The organism is Streptomyces sp. NPDC041784 (genome assembly GCF_055591025.1).
In genome coordinates this window covers 121,399-143,512 of sequence record NZ_JBVJAB010000016.1, presented here as the reverse complement: position 1 = coordinate 143,512, position 22,114 = coordinate 121,399, and the positions used below count along the sequence as shown (strand labels likewise).

At 72.6% G+C, this 22,114-nt stretch carries 15 protein-coding genes; 7 read left to right on the top strand and 8 right to left on the bottom strand.

All coding sequences use genetic code 11. The features are described from left to right. Position 1 precedes the first annotated feature (1 nt). The 3 genes from ACZ6D7_RS30900 to recQ all read left to right on the top strand — a co-directional run bounded on the left by ACZ6D7_RS30900 (position 2) and on the right by recQ (position 5,497). A complete protein-coding gene (locus ACZ6D7_RS30900; protein ID WP_469497748.1) occupies positions 2-1,573 on the top strand; it encodes an NADH-quinone oxidoreductase subunit M in 1,572 nt (523 codons plus the stop codon). After that, entirely contained in the window at positions 1,570-3,228 is a 1,659-nt protein-coding gene (nuoN, locus tag ACZ6D7_RS30895; protein ID WP_469497745.1) for an NADH-quinone oxidoreductase subunit NuoN, read from the top strand. Before ACZ6D7_RS30900 ends, nuoN begins: the two co-directional genes overlap by 4 nt. A gap of 211 nt (positions 3,229-3,439) precedes the next feature. Next, positions 3,440-5,497: a DNA helicase RecQ gene (gene recQ / locus ACZ6D7_RS30890; RefSeq protein ID WP_469497994.1), complete on the top strand. Its 2,058-nt coding sequence runs from the start codon at positions 3,440-3,442 to the stop codon at positions 5,495-5,497. Positions 5,498-5,551: 54 nt separating this feature from the next. On the opposite strand, the gene ACZ6D7_RS30885 is transcribed toward recQ, so the two are convergent. From ACZ6D7_RS30885 to fahA, 8 genes are all read right to left on the bottom strand, one after another. After that, entirely contained in the window at positions 5,552-8,368 is a 2,817-nt protein-coding gene (locus ACZ6D7_RS30885) for a fumarate reductase/succinate dehydrogenase flavoprotein subunit (RefSeq protein ID WP_469497743.1), read from the bottom strand. Between the two features lie 11 nt (positions 8,369-8,379). Next, entirely contained in the window at positions 8,380-9,237 is an 858-nt protein-coding gene (locus ACZ6D7_RS30880) for an ABC transporter ATP-binding protein (RefSeq protein WP_469497740.1), read from the bottom strand. Then, a complete protein-coding gene (locus ACZ6D7_RS30875) occupies positions 9,221-10,084 on the bottom strand; it encodes an ABC transporter permease (protein ID WP_469497738.1) in 864 nt (287 codons plus the stop codon). The genes ACZ6D7_RS30880 and ACZ6D7_RS30875 overlap by 17 nt, the downstream gene beginning before the upstream one ends. After that, positions 10,081-11,427 carry an ABC transporter substrate-binding protein gene (locus ACZ6D7_RS30870; protein WP_469497735.1) on the bottom strand — a complete coding sequence of 449 codons (1,347 nt, stop codon included), beginning with the start codon at positions 11,425-11,427 and terminating at the stop codon, positions 10,081-10,083. The genes ACZ6D7_RS30875 and ACZ6D7_RS30870 overlap by 4 nt, the downstream gene beginning before the upstream one ends. A gap of 14 nt (positions 11,428-11,441) precedes the next feature. Further along, on the bottom strand, positions 11,442-11,669 hold the full coding sequence (locus ACZ6D7_RS30865; protein ID WP_085208013.1) for a 4Fe-4S dicluster domain-containing protein: 228 nt from the start codon (positions 11,667-11,669) through the stop codon (positions 11,442-11,444). Positions 11,670-11,819: 150 nt separating this feature from the next. Continuing rightward, positions 11,820-12,608 (bottom strand): GntR family transcriptional regulator, encoded by a 789-nt coding sequence (locus ACZ6D7_RS30860; RefSeq protein WP_469497732.1) that lies wholly within the window; start codon positions 12,606-12,608, stop codon positions 11,820-11,822. A 212-nt stretch (positions 12,609-12,820) separates the two neighbouring features. Then, positions 12,821-13,759: a M56 family metallopeptidase gene (locus ACZ6D7_RS30855; protein WP_469497730.1), complete on the bottom strand. Its 939-nt coding sequence runs from the start codon at positions 13,757-13,759 to the stop codon at positions 12,821-12,823. 208 nt (positions 13,760-13,967) lie between these two features. Continuing rightward, on the bottom strand, positions 13,968-15,179 hold the full coding sequence (fahA, locus tag ACZ6D7_RS30850) for a fumarylacetoacetase (RefSeq protein WP_469497727.1): 1,212 nt from the start codon (positions 15,177-15,179) through the stop codon (positions 13,968-13,970). Positions 15,180-15,543: 364 nt separating this feature from the next. Between fahA and ACZ6D7_RS30845 the strand changes: the two genes are divergently transcribed. The 4 genes from ACZ6D7_RS30845 (at position 15,544) to ACZ6D7_RS30830 (ending at position 21,718) form a co-directional block, all read left to right on the top strand. Then, on the top strand, positions 15,544-16,782 hold the full coding sequence (locus ACZ6D7_RS30845) for a DegT/DnrJ/EryC1/StrS family aminotransferase (RefSeq protein WP_469497724.1): 1,239 nt from the start codon (positions 15,544-15,546) through the stop codon (positions 16,780-16,782). After that, the gene (locus tag ACZ6D7_RS30840) at positions 16,775-19,189 is read left to right on the top strand and encodes a lipopolysaccharide biosynthesis protein (RefSeq protein WP_469497721.1); all 2,415 of its coding nucleotides are present in this window, start codon (positions 16,775-16,777) and stop codon (positions 19,187-19,189) included. Before ACZ6D7_RS30845 ends, ACZ6D7_RS30840 begins: the two co-directional genes overlap by 8 nt. 208 nt (positions 19,190-19,397) lie before the next feature. Further along, entirely contained in the window at positions 19,398-21,296 is a 1,899-nt protein-coding gene (locus tag ACZ6D7_RS30835) for a glycosyltransferase (protein ID WP_469497718.1), read from the top strand. Continuing rightward, positions 21,293-21,718, top strand: coding sequence for a hypothetical protein (locus ACZ6D7_RS30830; protein WP_469497715.1), 426 nt, complete (start codon positions 21,293-21,295; stop codon positions 21,716-21,718). The genes ACZ6D7_RS30835 and ACZ6D7_RS30830 overlap by 4 nt, the downstream gene beginning before the upstream one ends. The last annotated feature ends 396 nt before the right edge of the window (positions 21,719-22,114 follow it).

Sequence of the window (22,114 nt, the reverse complement as noted above, 5' to 3'; positions counted from 1 at the left end):
GATGTCCTTTCCTCTGCTGACAGCGACGGCGGTCCTGCCGGCGATCGGGGCGGTCGCCACGGCCGCCGTCCCGGCCGCCCGGCGCAACGCCGCCAAGTCGCTGGCCCTGCTCGTCTCGCTCGGCACCCTCGCCCTGGCGATCGTGATCCTGGTCCGCTTCGACCCGGACGGCGACCGCTACCAGCTCACCGAGTCCCACTCCTGGATCAAGGCCTTCGGGGTCAGGTACGAACTGGGCGTGGACGGCATCGCGGTCGCGCTGATCGCGCTCACCGCCCTGCTGATCCCGTTCATCATCCTGGCGGGCTGGCACGACGCGGACCCGCTGGAGACCGGCAGCAAGCGCTGGCGGCCGACCCAGGGCTTCTTCGCGCTGATCCTGGCCGTCGAGGCGATGGTGATCATCTCCTTCGAGGCCACCGACGTCTTCCTCTTCTACATCTTCTTCGAAGCCATGCTCATCCCGATGTACTTCCTCATCGGCGGCTTCGGGGACCGGGCCCACGAGCACGGCGAGGCGGCGGCGTCCACGCAGCGGTCGTACGCCGCGGTGAAGTTCCTGCTCTACAACCTGGCCGGCGGTCTGATCATGCTCGCCGCGGTGATCGGGCTCTACGTGGTCGCCGGGAACTTCTCCCTCACGGAGATCGCCGAGGCCCGCGCCAACGGCACGCTCGACATGGCGACGAACACCGAACGCTGGCTGTTCCTCGGCTTCTTCTTCGCCTTCGCGGTGAAGGCGCCGCTGTGGCCGCTGCACACCTGGCTGCCCAACGCCATGGGGGAGGCCACCGCCCCGGTCGCCGTCCTCATCACCGCGGTCGTCGACAAGGTCGGCACCTTCGCGATGCTCCGCTTCTGCCTCCAGCTGTTCCCGGAGGCCAGCAAGTGGGCGACGCCCGCCATCCTCGTCCTCGCCCTGATCAGCATCATCTACGGGGCGCTGCTCGCGGTCGGCCAGCGCGACATCAAGCGGCTGGTGGCCTACGCGTCGATCTCGCACTTCGGCTTCATCATCATGGGCATCTTCGCGATGACCAGCCAGGGCCAGTCCGGGGCGACGCTCTACATGGTCAACCACGGCATCTCGACGGCCGCTCTGATGCTGGTCGCCGGCTTCCTGATCTCCCGGCGCGGCTCGCGGCTCATCGCCGACTACGGCGGAGTGCAGAAGGTCGCCCCGGTGCTCGCCGGCACCTTCCTGATCGGCGGCCTGGCCACGCTCTCGCTGCCCGGACTCGCCCCGTTCGTGAGCGAGTTCCTCGTCCTGGTCGGCACGTTCGCGCGCTACCCGGCGATCGGCATCATCGCCACCTTCGGCATCGTGCTCGCCGCGCTCTACACCCTCGTCCTCTACCAGCGGACGATGACCGGCCCGGTGAAGCCCGAGGTCTCGGCGATGCCCGATCTCCGCGCGCGTGAGCTGGCGGTCGTCGCCCCGCTGATCGTGCTGCTGATCTTCCTGGGCGTCTATCCGAAGCCGGTCACGGACATCGTCAACCCGGCGGTCCAGCAGACCCTGTCCGACGTACACGAGAAGGACCCCAAGCCCGAGGTGGAGGCGGCCAAGTGAGCGCATCAGCCGTCCACAGCCTGTGGACAACGGCGGCAACCGCGGCCGATCCAATCGCCAAGATCGACGCGCCGAAGATCGAATACGGTCAATTGTCGCCCACTCTGATCGTGGTCGGCGCGGCGATCATCGGGGTGCTGGTCGAGGCCTTCGTGCCGCGCAAGCACCGCTACTACGCGCAACTGTTCGTATCCGTCGTCGCCCTGGCCGCCGCGTTCGCCGCGGTCGTCGCCCTGGCGGCGGACGGGTACGGCACCACGAAGGCGGGCATCGCCGCCATGGGCGCGATCGCCGTCGACGGACCGGCCCTGTTCCTCCAGGGCACGATCCTGCTGGCCGCCCTGGTCGGCCTGTTCACCTTCGCCGAACGGCGCCTCGACCCCGAGGCGCACGGCAACCGGGTCGACTCCTTCGCCGCCCAGGCGGCCTCCGTGCCCGGCAGCGACAGCGAGAAGGCCGCCGTCAAGGCGGGCTTCACCACCACCGAGGTCTTCCCGCTGCTGCTGTTCGCCGTCGCCGGCATGCTGATCTTCCCGTCGGCCAACGACCTGCTGACCCTCTTCATCGCCCTGGAAGTCCTCTCGCTCCCGCTGTACCTCCTGTGCGCCCTGGCCCGCCGCAAGCGGCTCATGTCGCAGGAGGCCGCGGTCAAGTACTTCCTGCTCGGTGCGTTCGCCTCCGCGTTCACCCTGTTCGGCATCGCCCTGCTCTACGGCTACGCGGGCTCGGTGTCCTACAGCACGATCGCCCAGGTCGTCGACGGCACCGTCAAGAACGTCAACCCGGCCCTCGCCGACACCATGGGCAACGATGCGCTGCTGCTCATCGGGACCGCGTTGATCGTCATGGGCCTGCTGTTCAAGGTCGGCGCGGTGCCCTTCCACATGTGGACGCCCGACGTCTACCAGGGCGCCCCCACCCCGGTCACCGGCTTCATGGCCGCCGCGACCAAGGTGGCCGCGTTCGGCGCGCTGCTGCGCATCCTGTACGTCGTCCTGCCCGGCCTGCGCTGGGACTGGCGGCCGGTCATGTGGGGCGTCGCGGTCGTCACCATGCTGGGCGGCGCGATCGTCGCCATCACACAGACCGACATCAAGCGGCTGCTGGCGTACTCGTCGATCGCGCACGCCGGATTCATCCTCGCGGGTGTCATCGCGACCACCCCGAAGGGTGTCTCGTCCGTGCTCTTCTACCTGGCCGCGTACTCCTTCGTGACGATCGGCGCCTTCGCGGTCGTCACGCTGGTGCGCGACGCCGGCGGCGAGGCGACCCACCTGTCCAAGTGGGCGGGGCTCGGCCGCCGCTCGCCGCTGGTCGCGGCCGTGTTCGCGGTGTTCCTGCTGGCCTTCGCCGGTATCCCGCTGACCTCCGGGTTCACCGGGAAGTTCGCCGTGTTCAGCGCCGCGGCCGAGGGCGGCGCGGCGCCGCTGGTCGTGGTCGGTGTGATCTCGTCGGCGATCGCCGCGTTCTTCTACATCCGGGTGATCGTGCTGATGTTCTTCAGCGAGCCGCGGCCCGAGGGTCCGACGGTCGCCGTTCCATCACCGCTGACGATGGCGGCGATCGGCGTGGGCGTCGCGGTCACCCTGGTGCTCGGTGTCGCACCGCAGTACTTCCTGGACCTGGCGAACCAGGCCGGGGTGTTCGTGCGCTGACCCGCGCGGTGCCCGAGTGGCGCCCGGCGCGCCTGCGGTGCCCGTACGGTGGGCCCGGTTCCTGGGAGGGAGCCGGGCCCGTCGTCGTCTCCCGGTGACGCGATGTGTGCACAGGGTGACCGGATCGGGTCTGTGGATAACTCCGGCGCTGTCAGTCCGGACCCCTATCGTTGAGGCAGTGGTCGAGGGACGACGTACGGGGGACGAGACGATGCGCGGGACGGGCGGGATCGACGAGATGGCAGGGACCACCGGAATCACCGGAGGCACCGGGACACCGGGACACATGGAGAGCGAGGCGCTGGCCACGCTGCACCGGGTCTTCGGATACGACGCCTTCCGCGGCGAGCAGCAGGCGGTCATCGAGCACGTGGTGGCCGGCGGCGACGCGGTCGTCCTGATGCCGACCGGCGGCGGCAAGTCGCTCTGCTACCAGATCCCGGCCCTGGTCAGACCCGGTACGGGCATCGTCGTCTCCCCGCTGATCGCCCTGATGCAGGACCAGGTGGACGCCCTGCGCGCGCTCGGTGTGCGCGCCGGGTTCGTCAACTCCACGCAGGACTTCGACGAGCGGCGCGTCGTCGAGGCCGAGTTCCTCTCCGGCGAGCTGGACCTGCTGTACCTGGCACCGGAGCGGCTGCGCCTGGACTCCACGCTGGATCTGCTCTCCCGCGGCAAGATCTCGGTCTTCGCGATCGACGAGGCGCACTGCGTGTCCCAGTGGGGCCACGACTTCCGCCCCGACTACCTGACCCTCTCCCTGCTCGGCGACCGCTGGCCCGACGTTCCGCGGATCGCCCTCACGGCGACGGCCACGCGCGCGACGCACGAGGAGATCACCCAGCGGCTGAACATGCCGGCCGCCCGGCACTTCGTGGCGAGCTTCGACCGGCCCAACATCCAGTACCGGGTCGTGCCCAAGGCCGACCCCAAGAAGCAGCTGCTGAGCTTCCTGCGCGAGGAGCACGCGGGCGACGCGGGCATCGTGTACTGCCTCTCACGCAACTCCGTCGACAAGACCGCCGAGTTCCTGTCCAGGAACGGCGTCGAGGCCGTGCCCTACCACGCGGGCCTGGACGCGGGCACCCGCGCGGCCCACCAGTCCCGCTTCCTGCGCGAGGAGGGCCTGGTCGTCTGCGCGACCATCGCCTTCGGCATGGGCATCGACAAGCCCGACGTACGGTTCGTCGCCCACCTCGACCTGCCGAAGTCGATCGAGGGCTACTACCAGGAGACCGGCCGCGCGGGCCGCGACGGACTGCCGTCCACGGCCTGGATGGCCTACGGCCTCAACGACGTCATCCAGCAGCGCAAGCTGATCCAGTCCGGCGAGGGCGACGAGGCCTTCCGGCGGCGGGCCGCCGCCCACCTGGACTCGATGCTCGCGCTGTGCGAGACCGCCCAGTGCCGCCGGGGCCAGCTGCTCGCCTACTTCGGCCAGGAGCCCGCCCCGGCGGGCTGCGGCAACTGCGACACCTGCCTCACACCCCCGCAGACGTGGGACGGCACCGTCGCCGCCCAGAAGGTGCTCTCGACGGTGGTGCGGCTCCAGCGGGAGCGCGGGCAGAAGTTCGGCGCCGTGCAGATCGTCGACATCCTGCTCGGCCGGCGCACGGCCAAGGTGATCCAGTTCGACCACGACCAGCTGTCCGTGTTCGGCATCGGCGAGGAGCTCGAAGAGGGCGAGTGGCGCGGCGTCGTACGGCAGCTGCTGGCCCAGGGGCTGCTCGCGGTCGAGGGCGAGTACGGCACGCTGGTGCTGACCGAGGCCAGCGGGGAGGTGCTGAGGCGCGAGCGGGACGTCCCGCTGCGCAAGGAGCCGAAGAAGCCGGCGGGGTCGAAGGCGTCCGGTTCCTCGTCCTCCGGCCGGGGCAAGGCCAAGGCCGCCGCTGCCGAGCTGCCCGAGGAACTGCTCCCGGCCTTCGAGGCCCTGCGCGCCTGGCGTGCCGAACAGGCCCGAGAGCAGGGCGTCCCGGCGTACGTCATCTTCCACGACGCCACGCTCCGGGAGATCGCCACGGCCTGGCCCACGTCGGTGGCCCAGCTCGGCGGGATCAGCGGGGTCGGCGAGAAGAAGCGGGCGACCTACGGGGAGGGTGTCCTGGCGGTCCTGGCCACGCTGGGCGGCGCGCCCGACGCGCCCGGCTCGGCCACGGCGCCCGGCTCGGCTCCGGCGGCTGGCTCGGCCTCGGCGCTCGGCACCGACGCGGGAGCGGACGACCACTGGCCGGAGATGGACGCCGAGCCGGAACCGGAGGACTGGATATAGCGGACTGGGTACAGCGGACTGGGTACAGCGGACTGAGCGGAGCGCGGGACTCCCTCACAGTGCCCGTGTCGCGTACGCCCTGACGTCCGCGTCCGAGTCCGTCGTCGCCGTGGCCAGGGCCGCACGGGCGTCCTCGGTGTCGTGGTGCCGGATCAGGGCCAGGACGGCGGCCTTGCGGACGTCGGCGTTCGGGTCGGCCAGGGCCTTGGCGAGGACCGGGACGGCCGTGTCGGGGTCCGCGACGGACAGCGCGGTGGCGGCGCCGACGCGGACCTGCCACGCCGGGTCGGCGAGCGCGGCGACGGCCCGCAGGGCGAGCGGCGGCGTGCAGCCGGCCGAGGCCAGCGCGCCCAGGGCGGCACCGCGGACCAGGGCGTCCGAGTCCCGGCCGAGCCGGGCCAGGGTGCCCGTGAGCAGGTCCGCGGCGCCCGGGGCGAGGGGCGCCGAGGCGACCCCGGCGAGTGCCTTGGCCACGGTCACCCGGACCTCCCGGGAGGTGTCGTCCGCCGCCCGGGCCAGGGGTTCGACCGCGTCGACCGAGACCAGCGCGCGGACGGCCTCGATCCGGACGGCGACATCGGGGTCGTCCAGCGGGCCGGCGAACAGCTCGGCGTCGCCCAGGCGCAGCGCGCGCAGCACGTCGAGGGCGGCGGCGCGGACGACCGGGTCGGTCTCGGCGAGCGCGGCGGCCAGGGCGTCGCGCAGCGCGGGCTCCGGCGGGAGCGTCTCGACCAGCTCGCGCAGTGAGGCGGCCGCCGTCGCGCGTACTTCGCCGTCGGGGTCGGTGAGGGCACCGGCCAGCGCCTGCCCGGTGCCGGGCGGCAGGGTCTCGGTCAGGACGGCGACCGCGGTCCGGCGCACAGCCGGGTCGAGGTCGGTCAAGTAGGGCTCGACGAGGGTGAGTTCGGGTTCCCCCTCGGCGAGCGCCAGCAGTTCGAGGAGGCGGGGCGAGGCGCCCGCCCGAAGGCCGACGGGGTCGACGGCGTCGGTGGGCCCGGTGGATCCGGTGGGTCCGGTGGGTCCGGTGGGTCCGGTGGCGCCGGTGGTCCCGGTGGCTCGCGCGGACGTCGGTCCGGAGGCCACCGGCGCCACGTCCCGGGACCCGGCGGTCGCCACGTTCTCGGGGTGGACCTCACCGAGCCGCCGGGACGGGCCGCCCAGGGGGGTGAACTCGTCGACCGGAACCAGATACGGAGCCACGGGACGGGCCGTGAACTCCATCGCACCGGAGGGGGACTTGTGCAGATCGAGGTGGTGGAACCAGGACGTGTCGTCGCGCGCGGGGTGGTCGAGACGGTCGTGATAGAGGCCCCAGCGGGACTCCGTGCGGGCCAGGGAGGCCCGGGCGGCCATCTCCGCGCAGTCGCGGATGAAAGTGACCTCGGCGCACCGCATCAGCTCGTGCGGGGTGCGGGCACCCATAGCGGCGATGTCGTCGTGCATCCGCTCGAAGGCCTCCAGGGCCAGGGACAGCCGCGCACCGGACTTCGGCGGGGCCACGTAGTCGTTCACGAAGCGGCGCAGCTTGTACTCGACCTGGGGCTGCGGCGGGCCCTGAGGGTTGCGCAGCGGGCGGTAGACCAGCTCGTGCGCCTCCCGCAGCTGCTCGGCCGGCAACTCCCCGCCGTACGGCGCGTACCGGGCGGCGTCGGCGCCCGCCAGCTCGCCGAAGACGAACGCGCCGATCATGTAGTTGTGCGGGACGCACGCCAGATCACCGGCGGCGTACAGCCGCGGGACGGTCGTACGGGCGTGGTCGTCGACCCGTACGCCCGAGGCCGAATGGCCGCCGCACAGGCCTATCTCGGAGATGTGCATCTCGATGTCGTGGGTGCGGTAGTCGTGCCCCCGGCCCGCGTGGAAGGTGCCGCGCGTCGGGCGCTCGGTGGAGTGCAGGATCGACTCCAGGGCGGAGACCGACTCCTCCGGGAGATGGCTCAGCTTCAGGTACACCGGACCGCGGTCGGAGGCGACCTCCGCGGCGAACTCGGCCATCATCTGGCCCGACCAGTAGTCGGAGTCGACGAAACGTTCGCCGTGCCGGTTGACCTGGTAGCCACCGAAGGGGTTGGCGACATAGGCGCAGGCGGGGCCGTTGTAGTCCTTGATCAGCGGGTTGATCTGGAAGCACTCGATGCCGGTCAGCTCGGCGCCCGCGTGGTAGGCCATCGCGTAGCCGTCCCCGGCGTTGGTGGGGTTCTCGTACGTGCCGTACAGGTAGCCGGAGGCGGGCAGACCGAGGCGGCCGCAGGCACCGGTCGCGAGGATCACGGCACCCGCGCGGACGGTGACGAACGCGCCCGTACGCGTGTTGAAGCCCGCCGCGCCCACGGCACGCCCTTCGGCGGTCAGCACACGCACCGGCATCACCCGGTTCTCGATGCGGATCCGCTCCCGCATCTCGCGCCGCCGCAGCTGCCGGTACAGGACCTTCTTGACGTCCTTGCCCTCCGGCATCGGCAGCACGTACGAGCCGGAGCGGTGTACCTGACGGACCGCGTACTCGCCGTGCTCGTCCTTCTCGAACTTCACGCCGTACGACTCCAGCCGCCGCACCATGGCGAAGCCCCGGGTCGCGGTCTGGCGGACGGTGGACTGGTCGACGATGCCGTCGTTGGCGCGGGTGATCTCGGCGACGTAGTCGTCGGGCTCGGCGCGGCCGGGGACGACCGCGTTGTTGACGCCGTCCATGCCCATGGCGAGCGCGCCCGAGTGCCGGACGTGGGCCTTCTCCAGGAGCAGGACGTCGGCGCCGTGCTCAGCGGCGGTCAGGGCCGCCATCGTGCCGGCGGTGCCGCCGCCGATGACGAGGACGTCGCAGGTCAGCTCCTCGGCGTCGCCGAGCGCGGGGATCTGGAGGGGGGTGTCCACCGGGGTGCCTTTCAGATGCTCGGTGCGGTCAGGACGTCGCGTCGCAGGGCCACGCGCGCGGGGTCGTCGTGGGCGGCCCGGTCGCGCGGGCGCGGTACGTCCCGTACGACGGTGAGGCGGCCCGCGCCGAGGAGGGCCACGCGGTCGCCGAGGAACAGGGCCTCGTCCATGTCGTGGGTGACGAAGACGACGGTCGCGCCCGTGCCGCGCAGGACATCGACCAGCAAGTCCTGCATACCGGCCCGGGTCCGGGCGTCGAGGGCGCCGAAGGGTTCGTCCATGAGGACGGCGCGGGGCGCTCCCGCCAGGGCGCGGGCGAGCTGGGCGCGCTGGCGCTGGCCGCCGGAGACGCGGTGCGGCAACTGCCGGGCGTGCTCGGCGAGTCCGACCCTGGCCAGCCACGACTCGGCCTGGGCGCGGCGCTCGGGGCGCGGCAGCCCGCGGACGGCCAGGGGGAGTTCGACGTTCGCCCGCAGGGTGCGCCAGGGGAGAAGGGCGTCCTCCTGGAAGACCAGGGCGCGGTCGGCACCGGGGCCGGTCAGCGGGTGTGCGTCCTGGGTGACCTCCCCGTCGAGCGGGGACAGCAGTCCGGCCAGGGTGCGCAGCAGCGTGGACTTGCCACAGCCGGATGGGCCGACGACGGTGAGGATCTCGCCGGGGGCCACATCGAGGTCGACGCCGTGCAGCACGGGCGTACCCGGGCGGCCGAGGGTGGCACCCCGCAGGGCGAGCCCCGCACCGGCCCGGGACGGCGAGCGGCCGTCGGACGAGCCACCGTCGGACGAGGGTACATCGGTGGAAGGGATGTCCCTTGAGCGGACATCGGTCGAGGGGATGTCGGACGAACGGACGTCAGACGAGCTGGTCATGGGGCACGCCCTTCTCCGGCCTGGGAGCGGCCGGTACGGGGGTGGCGGCGCCGCGCGCCCGGCGCGGGGCCCGCGCTCCGGGGACGTAGGAGGTGCGCGGCAGCCAGTGGGTCAGACGGCGGCCGAGGAGTTCCACGGCCGTGGAGGTGGCCCAGCCGAGGACGCCGATGGTGACCATGCCGACGAACACGCCCGGGTAGTCGACGACCGTGTAGTCCTGCCAGGTGCGGTAGCCGACGCCGTACTGGCCGGAGATCATCTCGGCGGAGATCACGCAGATCCACGACACGCCGATGCCTACCGACAGGCCGCCGAAGATGCCGGGCAGCGCGCCCGGCAGGACGACCGAGCCGAGGATCCGCCACCGGCCGCCGCCCAGGGTGCTGACCGCCTCCTCCCAGACCGGGTTCAGCGCGCGGACCGCGTGCCGGGTGGAGACCAGCACGGGAAAGAAGGCGGCGGTGAAGGTGATGAAGACGATGCCCTGCTCGTTGGAGGGGAAGAGGAGGATCGCGACGGGGACGAGCGCGATGGCGGGGATGGGCCGGACGATCTCCAGGAGCGGGCCGAGCAGGTCCTCGGCGAGCCGCGAGCGCGCCACGAGCACGCCGGTGGCCACACCGAGGACAGCGGCAAGCAGGAAGCCGGAGAGGATCCGGGTGAGGCTGTCGGTGAGGTCGGTCCAGTAGTCGTCACCGGTCAGCCGGTCGGCGAAGGCGCGGGCCACGTCGGCGACCGTGGGGAACTGCGAGAAACGCAGCCAGATGTCGATGTTCCGGCTGGTCAGCAGCTGCCACAGGCCGAGGGCGGCCGCCACGGAGCCCACCCGCAGCGCGTACCGGGTCATGACGCCCGCCTCAGTGCGTCGGCGTACGTGATGACGCGCGCCCCGCCGTGGGCGTCGACGTACGCCCGCGCGGTCGCCGGCGCGACGAACGGCAGCAGGTCGGTGCCGTCGGCCACCCACACCGCCTTGTCGGCGAACCACAGGGTGCCGGTGGTGGCGTCGGGGACGTACGCGGCGCGGATGCCGTCCTGGTGCCGGGCGACGTGGCCGAGCAGTTCGGCGGGCGTGGTGAAAGTACGAGTCTCGGTGGCGCCCTTGGGCCACACCTCGCTCGCGGCCGGTGCGGGCGCGGCGGCGAGCTGCTCGGCGTACGACGAGCCGAGCGCCTTCTTCACGTACTGGTCGTCGACGAAGGCGTCCACGTCGACGTCGCCGGTCAGCTTTGCCGCCTTGAGGACGGACACGTCCTCCTTCAGGGCGGAGACGAGCTGCGGCTTGACGGTCGGGTCGAAGGTGGAGATGCCGTGGGCGCCGTTGTAGAGGTAGACGACCTCGGCGGGCAGACCGGTGGCCTTCGCGACGCTCTCGGCGGCGGCCACGGGGTGCGCGGCCAGGTACGTGGTGGCTTCCGCCTGGGCCTTCAGGAACGCCTCCAGGACGGCCGGGCGCTTCTTCGCGAAGTCCTCGCGGGCGGTGACGCCGTGGAAGGTGGGCAGGTTCAGCTGGGCGCCGTCGTACAGGGCCTTCGCCTTGCCCTGGAAGGCGAGCAGGCCGGGCCAGGCGACGAACTGCGAGAGCGCGTCGGCGCTTCCGGCGGAGAGTGCGGAGGCGCCCACGGACGGCTGCTGGTTGAGCTTCTCGATGCCCTCGGCCGGGTCGATGCCTGCGCGCTGAAGGGCGCGGACGAGCGTGCCGTCGGCTGCGGAGCCGACGCTCGTGGAGACCTTCTTGCCCTTGAGGTCGTCGAGGGAGGTGAGCTCGGAGTCGGGTGGGGTGACGATGGTGTTGAGGCCGCCGCGGAGGTTGTAGCCGGTGACCGAGACCAGGTGGGTGGGCTTGCCGAGCTGCTTGCCGCGGGCCGCGTTGATGAGGAGCGGGAAGTCGCCCATCGAGCCGATGTCGATCTTCCCGGCGGTCATCTGTGCGGTGATCGGGGCGCCGGTGGCGTAGTCCTGCCAGTCCACCTTGTACGTGGTGCCGTCGCCCAGGGCGTCGAGCTGCTTCTCGAAGTAGCCGAGGGAGCGCAGGAGGGTGCCGGCCGTGACCGTGTTGATGGTCTTGGACTGGTAGCCGACGGTGACGGTGACCGTGGAGCCGTCACCGGCCTCGGCGCTGCCGCCGCAGGCGGTGAGCGACAGGAGGAGGAGAACGGCTGTGGAGGTGGCGATCGCGGGGGATTTCATGGGGTTCGGGCCTTTCACCGGAGCAGGTAGGGCATGTTGACCGTGACGGCTCCGGTGGGACAGCGGGCCGCGCACGGGCCGCAGTACCAGCACTCGTCGACGTGCATGTACGCCTTGCCGTTGCTCTCGTCGATGGCGAGGGAGTCCAGCGGGCACATGTCCACGCAGAGGGTGCAGCCGTCGATGCACTTCGACTCGTCGATGGTCACGGGCACGTCGGCCCGCTGGGGCACCAAGGCCATGGCTGTCTCCAGAAAAGTCCCGAGAAATTCTGAGAAATCCGGCGGAGCGGTGAACCGGTTGGGCCCCGCCGAACGATGAAGGGGTGAAGGGCGCGGTGAAGGCGCGGAGGGGAAGGGAGCGGTGTGGAAGGGGAGCGGGGTCAGCGCGGGTCAGAGGGAGCGGTGCAGGAGGCCGCTCATCGAGATGCGGTCGCCGCGGAAGCGGATGAACTCGAGGTCGACCGGTCGGCCGTCGGCGAGATGGGTCAGGCGCTCCAGCATGAGGACGGCGGCGCCGCGCGGCGCTTCGAGTACGGCGGCGGAGTTGGCGTCCGCGTTCACCGCCTCGAGGGTGATCTCGGCGTGGCCGAGCCTTCGGCCGGTGATGGCTTCCAGGAGGCGGAAGACGTCGTTGTTCTCCAGGTCGGCGCCGAGCAGGTCGGCACCGATGTCGAGCGGGATGTAGGTGAGGTCGAGTGAGAGGGGCAGGCCGTTGAGGCGGCGCAGACGTTCGATGTAGAGGACGTCGGAGCCCGCGGGTACCCGGAGGCGTTCGGCGACCGGGGCGGGCGCGGCGACGGGGCCCATGGTGCGGACCTCGTTGGTGACGCGTCCGTGTTCGCGCAGGGTTTCCGCGAGTCCCATCAGCCGGTCCAGGCCGTGCGGGTACTTCTCGGCGACGACGACGGTGCCCACGCCGGGCAGGCGTTCCACCAGCCCTTCGGCGCGCAGCAGGTCGAGGGCCTGGCGCACGGTGTTGCGGGACGCCCGGTACTCCGCGCAGAGGGTCGACTCGTGGGGGAGCGTGCCGTCCGGGAAGCCGCCGGTGAGCAGCTGACGGCGGAGCAGATCGGCGAGCTGGCGGGCCGCGTCGGCGCGCAGTCGGCGCCGCGCGCGGTGGGCGGCGACGGTGGTCGCACCTTGTCCGGCGTGGTCTCGGATGCGGTCGGGGGGCGGCATGGTCGGACCATATCTACCCGATAGGAATAGTGGTGTTGCGGAAGTGTTGCGCCAGTCTCCGGACCGTCAGATGGGTCGCTGACCTGGTGTTTCTCTGTGGCGAGGGCAAGATCTTCCACCGTCGCGCCACCGTTCCGCCGCCGCGCCAGCCGTTCCACTGCCGCGCCCACCGTTCCGCCGCCGGGCGGATCGGCCGGATCCCTACCGGGTCCTTAGGCGAGCGCCGTCAGGCCCGGCGCGAAGGTGATCAGCAGGGGCAGCAGAGGGACCAGCGCGGCCACGGTCGTCGTCAGCGCCCGGTGGCGGCGCGGCAGACGCGGGGGCGGCTGGAGGAGACGGTCGACCCGTTCGCCGAGGAGCCGGTGGCTGGAGGCGCAGGACAGGACGCCCCGGTGCTGGTTCAGCTCGATCAGGGCGAGCGCGGTGGTCAGGTGACCGCAGCGTCGGGACGCGGTGTCGTCCGCGGCGAGTTCGACCAGCCGATGGGTCTGGTCGCAGAAATGAGCGAAGAGAGGGATACGGGGGAAGCCGGTGGCAAGGGCGGTCGACAGGTGGAGCAGCCAGTCGTGGTGGGCGCGGGCGTGGCCGCGCTCATGGGTGAGGACGGCGTCCAGCTGGTGGGAGGTGAGGCGGTGCAGGGCGCCGGTGGTCACGATCAGCTGGGGCGGGTTGCCGGGCATCCACCAGGCGTCGGGGTACTCGTCCTCCAGCACGAGCAGCGGGCCCCGGGCGGACGGCAGTCCGGCGGGCAGGTCGGGGGCGCGTTCCCGCAGGTGGGCGCGGGCCTGGCCGCGCCGTCGGCGGGCCTCGACCAGCTCCCGGGCCAGCATCGCGGTCGTCCAGGCCGCCCCGCAGGCCAGCAGCAGGGTGAGTGCCGCGGTCCAGGGCGAGCCGGTGGAGAGGGCGTACGCCTCCGTCACGGCGGGCGGCGCGGGGGCGAACACCTGGGCGCGGACGGTGTGGAAGACGGCGGCGGCGCCCAGCACCAGGGCGGTCAGGCAGCACAGCAGGACCGTCGCGACCAGGCACTGCCACACCCACAGCCCGACCACCGGCTCCCGTTCGGGCCACTCGGCCCGGGTCAGCGCACGCGGGGCCGGCACGGCGGCCGTCAGGGCGACGACGCACAGCAGGAGCAGGCAGACGGTCATGCCAGGGGCTCCGGATCCTGATCGGCGGGCGTGGCGGGAGGGCGGTGCCGTACGGCGGGGACGCGTGCTGGTGCCCACGGGCGGCGGGCCCGGTGCGAGGACCGCGCCCGCCGCCAGTATGACGGCGGGGGCCGCCGGAGTCAGCCCGCCGGCAGTAGGCCGTCGTCCACCGTCGGCACGCCGTCGCCCGGCGGTGCCGCCCCGGGGCTCACCCGGCCACGATCCGTCCGCTCACCTCGCCCAGGCCCACGCGCAGTCCGCCCCGCCCCGGGGCCCAGGCCGACAGGGTGACCAGGTCGCCGTCCTCCAGGAACGTGCGCTTGCCGTCCGGGAGTTCGAGGGGGTCGCGGCCGTTCCAGGTCAGTTCCAGGAAGGAGCCGCGCTCGTGCTCGTGCGGGCCGCTCACCGTGCCCGAGCCGTACAGGTCGCCGGTGCGCAGGGAGGCGCCGTTGACCGTCATGTGGGCGAGCTGCTGGGCGGCCGTCCAGTACATGGAGGAGAAGGGCGGCTCGGAGAGGACGTGACCGTTGAGCGCGACGGAGATGCGCAGGTCGTAGCCGGCGGGCTCGGTGGCCGCGTCGTCCAGGTACGGCAGCAGCGGGTGGGTGCGCTCCGGGGGCGCCACACGGGCCTCCTCCAGGGCCTCCAGCGGGGTGATCCACGCCGAGACGGAGGTGGCGAAGGACTTGGCGAGGAACGGGCCGAGGGGGACGTACTCCCAGGCCTGGATGTCGCGGGCCGACCAGTCGTTGAGCAGGCAGAGCCCGAAGACGTGTTCGCGGAAGTCGGCCAGCGCGACCGGCGTGCCGTGCGGCGAGGGCACGCCGACGACGAAGCCGACCTCGGCCTCGATGTCGAGCCGCGCGGTCGGGCCGAAGACGGGGGCCGGGTCGGTGGGCGCCTTTCGCTGGCCCGAGGGGCGGGCGACGTCCGTACCGGAGACGACGACCGTCCCGGCGCGGCCGTGGTAGCCGATGGGCAGGTGCTTCCAGTTGGGCAGCAGGTTGTCGCCGCCGTCCGGGCGGAAGATCGCGCCCGCGTTCCTGGCGTGGTGCTCGGAGGAGTAGAAGTCGACGTAGTCGGCGACTTCGAAGGGCAGGTGCAGGGTCACCGCGGACAGGGGGTGGAGGAGCGGCTCGACGGTGGCGCGGTGGGCGGGGTCCGTCACCCACTCCGTGAGGGACCGCCGTACGTCCGACCAGGTGGTGCGGCCCGCCGCCAGCAGGGGGTTGAGGGTGGGGCGCGCGAGGAGCGCGGCGTGCGGCGAGCCGAGGGCGCGGGCCGCCGCGGCCGCGTCGAGGACATGGTCGCCGAGCCGGACGCCGACGGTCCGCTCCGTTTCGCTGGGGAGGGAGAAGACGCCGTACGGAAGGTTGTGCGGGCCGAAGGGGTCGCCCTCGGGGAGGTCGAAGGGGGGCATGGAGTGCTGCCTCTCTTTCGTGCGCCGGTACGTGCGCTCGTTCGTGCGGTGTTTCGGTCGGTCTTTCGTTCGGTCGGTCGCGCGGACCTTCCCTCGGTCGTTCCCGCGGTTGTTCGGCGGGTGTGCCGGGTCGCGGCACACGTTACGTCCGACCTCGGCGGAGTGACACGGGGCGGACCGCGCGCGGCGGGTTTCCGGTCCCGCCCGGGACCCGCCGGTGCTGGCTCTCCGCTTCCGCTTGCCTACCGGAAGTCGCCCTCGAAATGGACCGCAATCTTGACGGAGCGGTGCGAACAGGGACACTCTGAGCGGGTGCTGGAAGGCCTCGGGGAGGGGGCTTTCCCGCGGCACACCTGGGGGGCGGATGGCCATAGGGGAGGCCGGCCTCGGGTCGGCGCGGCATGGTTCACGGCCGAAGCGGCTGGAAGAGACCATGCGCGGCAGACTCGGCCGGGAATGCGTGTACGTACCGTCGTGCAGATTCGGGCTGTTCGTGGCCTTGCGCCACTGGTGCCCGCCCGGCGGACACGTGCTGATGTCGCCGGTCAACGACGACGTGATCTTCTTCGTGGTGCTCGCGGCGGGCCTGAGGCCCGTGCAGGCGCCGCTGAACCCGCTGGACGCGTCGATCGACGTCGACGCCGTCCCCGACGAGGTCTGGGGCTCGCTGTCCGCGGTCCTCACGACGAATCTGTACGGCAATCCGGACGACGCGCCGCGCCTGCGGCAGAAGTGCGACGCGCTGGGCATCCCGTTGTTCGAGGACGGCGCTCATGCGATCGGCAGCGAAGTCGGCGGCCGTCCGGTCGGAGCCTGGGGCGACGCCTCCGTTTTCAGCCTGTCCAAGCATGTCGGTGCCAAGGCGGGCGGCTTCCTGTCCTTCGCCGACCCGGGGCTGCGCGAGGCCCTGGAGAAGACCTGCGAGGACCTGCTGCTGCCGGGCCGGCTCACGGCGGAACTCGCCTACACGGTCCGGCCGTACGCGGAGGCCACCGTGCGGGGGCTGCGGCTGCGGCGGGCCGCGTGGGCCACGATGCGGCTGCTCGGGCTGATGGAGCGCGAGGAGATCCGGATGCCGCTGCGCCCGGAGGAACTGGCCCGTGCCGTCGGCACGGCGCCGGACCTCACCGCGCACGACTCCTGGGTCCGGGTCGACATGCACGACTACCGGCTGCGGTCCGGGCCGCTCCGGCTCGGGCGCATCCAGCGCAGGCTCGACCGCGTGGACGGAGTGCTGACCGCCTGCCGGTCCGGTACGGAACTGCTGCTGTCGACGCCGTGGGCGAGGCCGCACAGCCGGGTCGGGCCGGTCATGGCCCAACCACTCTTCCGGGTACCCCTGTTCGTGGCCGACCGGGACGCGGCGCGCGCGGCGCTCGCACGGCGGGGCATCGTCGTCGGGTACCTCTATGACCCGCCGCTGGACGACTACGCGGGTGACGGGTTCACCGACCCGTCGCCCGATCCGGCCGGCGCCCGCTGGTTCGCGCGGCACGCCCTGCCCGTGGACCCGCTGCGGGCCCGGCAGGTCGTCGAGGCGCTGGACGAGTCCAAGGCACGGCCGGCCGAGGTACCGGGAGGGCTGGGACCGACCCGTGGCTGAGACGCAGGCCGAGATCGAGGCTCCCGAGCGCTCGGCGCCGCCCGCCGGAAAGGAGGCGACCGGCCCGCAGCCGGCCGACAGCACTCGCGGTGCGGACTCCCTGTTCAGGAACGCCTACTTCCTGATGCTCAGCACCGGCGTCTCCGCCGTGCTGGGCCTCGGGTTCTGGCTGGTGGCCGCCCGCTACTACACGGAGGAGGCCGTCGGCCAGGGGTCCGCCGCGATCGCCGCGATGCGGCTGCTCGCCAGCATCACGGCGACGACGATGATCGGCGCGGTGGTCCGCTTCGTGCCGCGCGCGGGACGGCAGACGGGCTCGCTGGTGTGGCGGGCGTACGCGGCGAGTTCGGTGGTCGTGGCCATCGCCGCGTTCGTCTTCCTGCTCACCCTCGACCTGTGGGGCGCGTCGTACGCGCCGCTGGGCACGCCGGCCGCGGGCGCGGCGTTCGTCGTCGCCTGTGTGGCCTGGGCGCTGCTCACCCTCCAGGACGGCGTGCTGACCGGGCTGCGCAGATCGGGCTGGGTGCCCATCGGCAACGCGGTGTTCTCGATCGGCAAGCTGATCCTGCTGGTCGTCTTCGCCACCGCGCTGCCGGTGCTCGGCATCTTCGTGTCCTGGGCCGCCGCGATCGCGCTCTCGACCGTGCCGCTCGGCTGGCTGATCTTCCGCAGACTGATCCCGCGCCAGGCCGCCGCCGACCGCGACCTGGAGCCGCCGAGGCTGCGCGAGATGGGCCGCTTCCTGGCCGGGGACTCGCTGGGCGCGCTGTTCAGCCTGGCCATGATCAACCTGCTGCCGGTGATGGTCGCCGTCCGCTTCAGCGCCGCCGAGAACGGCTACTTCTACGTGGCGTACACGGTCGGCGGAACGATGGAGTTCATGGCCATCAACATGGCCTCCTCGCTCACCGCGCACGCCTCGCACGACCCGCGCCACCTCGCCGACGGGGTGCGCGGCGCGCTGCGCCGGATGACACTGCTGCTGGTGCCGGTGGTACTGGTACTGGTGCTGTTCGCCCCGCAGATCCTGACGCCTTTCCACGAGGACTACGCCGAGCACGGCACCACCGTGCTGCGACTGCTGGCCGCCGGAGCGCTGCCCCGGGTCGTGGTCGAGCTGTACATCGGGGTGCTGCGCGTGCAGGGCCGCACCGGGGTGCTCGCCGCGCTCCAGGGCGCCATGTGCACGCTGGTGCTGGGCAGCGCGGCCCTGCTGTTCGGGTCGGCCGGCATCGCGGGCGCGGGCTGGGCGGTGCTGCTGAGCATGACGCTGATCGCCGCCGTCTCGGTCGTGGGGCTGCGAAGAGCGCTGCGCGGGACCGACGGGGTGCCCGCGGTTCCGGCCGACAGGGTGCCCGTTCCCGCCGACGGCGACACCGACCCGGCGTACGGCACCCGCTGGGCCCGGCTCAACTCCACCGCCGGGTACGGCACGAGCTGGGCGCGCCGGACCGCGCACGAGCACGGGGCGTCCGACGAGGACACGGTCGCGCTGTTCATAGGGCGTCCGGGCTATGAGCGGGAGGCGCTGGAGGCGGACACCCTCATGGTGATCGTCCGGCCGCAGAAGCAGGGCGCGCCGGCCGAGGAGGCCGCGCGGCCGACGGAACCGGTGCCCGCGTACGAGGGGCGCGGTGTCTGGTCCGAGCGGTGGCAGCGGCTGCTGCGGGCCGGGCTCTGGGTCCTGATCGGCGCGGCCACGGCGGTCTTCGGGTGGGCGCTGCGGGACCTGCCGTGGCTCGGCGGTGTCACGGGCGCCCTCGCCGCGCCGCTGGACGGGCGGGAGTTGCTCGAACTGCTGCCCGGCCCGGCCGTCGCCGCCGGGGCGGCGCTGCTCGTGCTGTTCGTCGCCGCGGTGACGCTGTCCGTGCGCCGGGAGCCGTGCCTTCCCGGCACCGCGCTGATGGCCGTCGCCCTCGCGCTGTATTCCGTACCGGTGGCGTTCGGGCGGGAACCAACGGCACTCGGCGGGACGTTCTATACGGAAACGGCCGGTTTCTTCGCCGAGACTCTGGGCCTGTCCGGGCCCGAGCCGCTGCTGCGCTGGGTGCCGCCCGTCTGTCTGCTGCTGTCGCTCGTCCCGTTGTGGCGGCTGCTCACCCGGCTGGGCGGGCGGCTGCCGTGGGCGGCACGCTGGGGGGTCGTCTTCCTCGCCGCCGTGGGGGGCTGGGCGGGGCGCGAGGCGCTCGCCCCGGTCGCGCTGCCCGTGCTCGTCCTGCTGTTCCTGCTTGTCCTGCTCCTGTCGCTCCACCGTGCCGAGCCGTCGGCGGAGCCCGGCCGGGATCCGCACCGTTCACCCGAGGCACTCGCCTCATCGAAGGCACGGGCCTCCGCCGAGGCACTCGCCTCGCCCGAGGCACCTGCCTCACCCGTGAACGGCAGATCCGGCACCCGCACCAGCGACTGATCACGCTTCAGAGCCGAACCGCCAGGGGGGAACCGTCGTGCGTCCGCCAGCCACACCGAGGGAGAGATCCGAACCGGAGCCCGTACCGGGCCCGGGCGCCGACCTGGCGACCGCGCGCGGTACGGCGAGCGCGCCCCGCCGGGCTCCCGTGCCACCGCCCGGCACCACGGCCACCCAGGAGTCCCACGGCCCGGCAGGCGGTGAGTCGGTGACGGATCTTTCCGACCTGCCGCCCGCCCGCCCCTGGCGCGGCTCCGCACTGTGGCCGGCCGCCGCGCTGCTCGCCTCGCTCGCCCTGTGGGGCTACGCGGTGACCCACACCGACGTCTCCGACCTCGGCGACTTCGGCCTGGTCGGCGCGGTGCACCCCACGTTCTGGGCCGGGCTGGCGCTGCTCACGGCCGGCTTCTGGTTCACCCTGCGCGGGCCGCACCGCCACCCCGTCTGGGCGCCGGCGTACGTCGTCGGGCTGCTGGTGATGGAGCGCGCCACGCAGGCCGTGGTCTATCCGACCCCGCTGTACGCGTGGGCGTGGAAGCACGACGCGGTCATCGACCACCTGCTGACGGCCGGCCGGCTCCAGAACGAGGACGTCGTCGGCGACATGGCCGTCTACGACCAGTGGCCCGGCTTCTTCGCCGCGCAGGCCGCGCTGGTGAAGCTGCTCGGGGTCGACTCCGCCGCCCAGTTCATGGCCTGGTGGCCGCTGGTCTCCAGCCTGATGCTGCTGCTCCCGCTGCTGCTGATCTACCGCACCTTCACCGAGGACCGGCGCCTGGTCTGGCTGGCGGTCTGGCTGTTCTGCGTCGCCAACTGGGTGGGCCAGGACTACTTCTCGCCGCAGTCCGTGGCCTTCGCCCTGCACCTCGGCGTCCTCGCGGTCGTCCTGCGCCGGTACGCGCGCGGGGGCACAGGCGGCACGGGCGCGACGGGCGGCGCGGGCGACGGTCAGCGGCAGGCGGTGTGGACGGTCCTGCTCACCCTCCTGGTCGTGGCCATCGTCATCTCGCACCAGCTCACCCCGGGCATGCTCGTGGCATCCCTGGCCGTCCTGTTCCTCGCGCGCCACTACCGCGACAAGGTCCCGCTGATCACCACCGCCGTGATCTTCCTGGCCTGGTGTCTCACGGCCGCGCTGCCCTTCCTGTCCGCCACGATGCCGGACATGCTCCGCTCCATCGGCGACATCGGGGGCAACGTCGCCACCGGGTACGGCGCGACCCCGACCGGCACCGGCGCGGTGACCACGTCCTGGGTGGCCCGGCTGCTGTCGGGCTCGGTGCTGCTGCTCGCGGCGGTGGGCGCACTGCGCCAGCCGGTGCTGCGCCACCGTGCCCTGCCGCTGCTCCTGCTCGCCCTGGCTCCGCTGCCGATGTTCGCGGCGAGCAGCTACGGCAGCGAGATGATCTTCCGGGTGCTGATGTTCATGCTGCCGGGCGCCGCCTTCTTCGCCGCGGCGGCCCTGCTGCCCCAGGTGCGCACCCTGGCCGCCGTCGAGGCGCAGGGGGCCCGGCCCGAACGCCGCCGGTTCGTCTGGCTGCCGCTGGTCGCGCTCCTCACCGGCACGCTCGCGTTCGTGCCGAGCTACTCCGGCAAGGACCGCATCAGCTACTTCCCGCCGGTCGAGGTCGATCTGGTGCGGCAGGTGATCGACAAGGCGCCCGACGGCTCCCTGGTCGTCGCCGCCGACCGCAACTACCCGCTCGCCTTCGCCGACTACTGGCGGGTGGACCACTACTGGTTCCTCGACGACGCCCGGCAGCACGTCGACCTGATCGTCAGGGAACCGGCCACGACCCTCGCCCGCGACATGGCCTCCGTCGAGTCGCCGGGCCGCGCCTATCTCCTCTTCACCCGGGGCCAGTTCGCCGACACCGAGATGAACGGGCTGCTGACCCGGGCCCAGTTGGAGCGCATCGAGAAGTCCGTCGCCGCCTCCCCGCTGTTCGAGCGGGTGGCGGGCAACAGCGCCGGATCGGCCTACGCGCTGAAGGACGGGGAGGGCGAGAAGGGCGCGAAGGAAGAGAAGGGCGCGGAGAGCGCGAAGGACCAGAAGGACGAGAAGGACGAGACGGACACACCGGAGCCGAAGGAGGCGGGCCGATGACCCCACAGGAACTCGTGGTGCGGATGGTGCCCCCGTTCGGCGGCTGGCTGGCCCTCTCCGCGCTCGCGCTGCCCGCCGGCTCCGGGCTGCGGGGCGTGGCGATGATCGTGTTCCTCGCGGCGGGGCCGGGCGCCGCCCTCGTCAGAATCTGCGGGCCCGCGCTCGCCGCGCGCCCCGCCGAGGGGCCCGTCGAGCGCAGGGACCCGGCCTTCGAACGCCACTCCGACCTGCTGGAGCGGCTGATGCTGATCGTCTTCCTGAGCGTGGCCGCCGTCCTGATCGTCTCGACGGTGTTCATCGCCACGCACGCCTTCAGCGCGCAGCGTGTCCTGCTGACACTGACGCTGCTCACCACCGTCGCCGCGTTCTGCCCGCGGCTGCGCGCCTCCCCGCCGAGGACTGCGAAGGGTACTGCTCTGTGAGGTTGCCCCACCCTTTTGGCCACCGGAAACGCGCCCACCGCCACCGACGACCCGCCCGCCCGCGCACGTTCCCCCCCGCCCGCCCCCGCACCGACCGCCCCACCCACGCGCAGTCCGCCCGACCCACCGGCCCGCACACCGACCCGCACGCCGGCCGGCTTCCGCGCTGGTACGCCGACCGGCGTCTGCAGCTGACGGTCGCCGCACTGCTCTGCGCGGTCCTGACCGCCGTACTCATCATCCGTGACGAGTTGTCGGACGGCCCCGGCGCCGGGCAGGCCATCGGGTCGGGGGGGGGGGGGGGGGGGGGGGGGGGGGGGGGGGGGGGGGGGGGTGGGGGGGGGGGGGGGGCACCGCTTCGGGTTTTTGTTTTTTCCCCCACCCAAAACCCCCCCC